The 1,580-nt window shown below is 66.8% G+C and carries 1 protein-coding gene; it reads left to right on the top strand.

The features are described from left to right. Positions 1–105: 105 nt before the first annotated feature. A complete protein-coding gene (locus tag D7W82_RS39555; protein WP_233588217.1) occupies positions 106–1,536 on the top strand; it encodes an IS66 family transposase in 1,431 nt (476 codons plus the stop codon). Positions 1,537–1,580 lie beyond the last annotated feature (44 nt).

The raw sequence follows: 1,580 nt of genomic DNA, 5'->3' as shown, positions 1-1,580 counted from the left end.
GTAAGCGTTCACGGGGTAGTGCTCGCCTGAGGGGGCAGTGAGGCAGCGAACGGTGGGCCTCACCACGCTCGACGTGGGCCGGGGGCGGCTTAGAAATAATAGGACGTGGCCACTCCCGACCCAAGAGATGCGCGTATCGCAGAGTTGGAGCGACTGCTGAGCGCGGCGCTCGCGCGAATCGAGCAGCAGGAGGCTCGCATTGCGCAGCAGGAGGCTCGCATCGTGGAGCTGGAGGCGCGGCTGCGGAGTACCTCGCGTAACTCCTCGAAGCCTCCGTCCTCGGACCCACCCGGTACGCCGCCCAGGAAGTCGGAGCCGACGGGGCGTAAGCCCGGAGGCCAGCCCGGACACAAGGGCCGCAAGCGCGAGCTGATGCCGCCGGACAAGGTGACGCAGGTGGTTGCGGTGCCCGCACCGGAGCGTTGCACGGGCTGCACCGGCCCCCTGTTGCGACTGGAGAGCACGCCTCCCGCACGAATCCACCAGGTGGTGGAGTTGCCGCGCATCGTGCCCGAGGTGAGGCAGTACGAGTTGCACGCGGGCTGGTGCGCCGACTGTAATGCCTGGCGTTGTGCACCGCTGCCGGCGGGCGTACCCGAGGGCAACTTCGGGCCGCGCCTGACGGGCCTCATCGCGCTTTGCACCGGGCGCCTGCGCTTGTCCAAGCGGCTGGTGCAGGAGTTGCTGGAGGACGTGCTGGGCGTGGAACTGGCACTCGGCAGCGTCAGCAACCTCGAGCAGTGGGTGAGCCAGGCCCTCGCGGCTTCTGTGAGTGAGGCGCGCGCCTACGTCCAGACGCAGCCTGCCGTGCATCAGGATGAAACCGGCTGGTGGCAGAAGCATGCACGCGCCTGGCTGTGGGTCGCCAGCACCGCGACGGTGGCTGTCTTTCTCATCGTCAAGAGTCGCGGCAAGGCCGTCGCCCAGACGATGTTGGGCCAGGGTTTTCGGGGCACGCTCATCTCCGACAGGTGGTGTGCCTACAATTGGGTGCACGCCCTCAAACGGCAGGTCTGCTGGGCGCACCTGGTGCGCGAATTCGAAGGCTTCGTCGAGCGTGGAGGGGAGGCGAAACGGCTGGGAGAACGGCTGCTGGCGGAAGTCTTTGTCCTCTTCGAATGGTGGCATCTGGCCCGCGATGGGCTCCTGAAGCGCGCCACCTTCCAGCGCAAGATGCGTCCTCTCATGCGCGAGGTGGAGCGACTCCTGGCGGAGGCCGCGCAGGTGTGCCCGAAGCCGGTGGCCGGCACCGCCAGGGAAATCCTCAAACTCAAGGATGCGCTCTGGACGTTCGTCTATACCGAGGGCGTCGAGCCCACCAACAACCTCGCCGAGAGGGACCTGCGCCATGCGGTCATCTGGCGCAAGACGAGTTTTGGCACCCAGAGCGAGGACGGTAGCCGCTTCGTCGAGCGCATCCTCACGGCCGTGATGAGCCTCAGGAAGCAGGAGCGCAACGTGCTCGACGCTCTCACTGCGTCCCTTGAAGCCCATCTCCACGGCACTCCCGCACCATCGCTGCTGCCCGGAACCTGAATCCATCTCACGCTCGCGGTCGCCAAGCCCCCTGAACGCTTACC

The sequence above is a fragment of the Corallococcus sp. CA049B genome (assembly GCF_003611685.1).
GTDB classification, from domain to species: domain Bacteria; phylum Myxococcota; class Myxococcia; order Myxococcales; family Myxococcaceae; genus Corallococcus; species Corallococcus coralloides.
The sequence above is the reverse complement of the archived record's forward strand: the minus strand, read 5'-3'. Positions and strand labels throughout refer to the sequence as shown.